Here is a 1,162-nt window from a genome sequence, read left to right as displayed (position 1 = left end):
GTTGGTGAGCGCCTGGCCACCGCCGGTGAGCGACGCCGCACCGCCGACCGCCGCGCCGAGCTGCGCCGGGGCGTCGATCGCGACGTCATAGACGAGCGTGCGAAAGGCGGGCCAACTCGTCGCGAGCGCGAGCACGATGCCGATCTTGGCAAAGATCAAGAGCCCGCCGCCGAGGTCGGGTCCGCGCCCCGCGAACATGCGATAGCCGATCAATGCGACGAAGATCGTCAGCATCGCGGTCAGAAAGGCCATGATGCTCGATCCCGGGGCCGAGAGCGCGAGATAGCCGGCGTTGCCGATCGTCTGCGCCTGGCATTCGATCGCGCCGAGCGTCCCGGCGACGAAGCTGTCGGCGGACGACGGCGCGCAGATCGTGGCGAGCGCGAAGGTCATGCGACCGCCAGCAGCCGCGACATCCACACATTGGGATCGTCGCCTGCGGTTTCGCGGATCTGGTCGAGCAGCCGCACGGTGCGCTCGCGGCCCGACAGGATCGTCAGCAGGTCGCGCTCGCCCGACAGGTTGAGCCGCACGACGACGCTGTCATTGCCATGCTTGACGAGGAAACAATGCGCATCGTCGGGCAGGGTGCGGATCAGCTGAAACTCATGCTCGGTGAGGCCGAAGCCGTCCATATAATCGGCGGCGCGCGCCTTGGGGTTCGCCATGAAGATTTGCGTCGCGACCTGTTCGATCAGCGCGCTGGCGATCTTGCTCTCGAGCGCGTCCTGCGCGCTCTGCGTGGCGAAGCCGACGATGCCGTTGCGTTTGCGGATCGTCTTTTCCCAATCCTTGATCCGGCGCACGAAGACATCGTCGTCGAGCGCCTTCCAGCCCTCGTCGACGACGATGATCGTTTCCTCGCCGGTCAGCCGTTCCTCGACGCGGTGGAACAGGTACATCATCGTCGGGGTGCGCATCGCGGCATCGTCGAGGATGACGGTCATGTCGAAGCCGATCGTCGGGCTCTCCATGTCGGTCAGGTCCTCGACATTGTCGAACAGCCAGGCGCGCTCGCCGTCGCCCCACCAAGGCCGCAGCCGCGACCACATGTCGTCGGCGCGCGGGCGGGCGCCGCCGCGGAACAGTTCGGCGACGTGACGCAGGCGGCGGTGCGCGGGCGGCTGCGCATAGCTCGCGTCGACCGCATCCTTGATCTGCG

1 protein-coding gene and 1 pseudogene are annotated in these 1,162 nt (G+C 67.2%); both read right to left on the bottom strand.

The annotated features are described in order from the left end of the window. On the bottom strand, positions 1-393 hold a 393-nt coding region (locus tag B1A78_RS21820; RefSeq protein WP_179102138.1), incomplete at its 3' end, for a type IV secretion system protein. Next, a pseudogene (locus B1A78_RS21815) lies at positions 390-1,162 on the bottom strand (VirB4 family type IV secretion/conjugal transfer ATPase); the annotation flags it as partial. The gene B1A78_RS21820 and the pseudogene B1A78_RS21815, both read right to left, overlap by 4 nt.

The sequence above is a fragment of the Sphingopyxis sp. KK2 genome (assembly GCF_001990265.1).
Lineage (GTDB): Bacteria > Pseudomonadota > Alphaproteobacteria > Sphingomonadales > Sphingomonadaceae > Sphingopyxis.
Note: the sequence above shows the minus strand (reverse complement) of the source record. Positions and strands in the feature narration are given on the sequence as shown.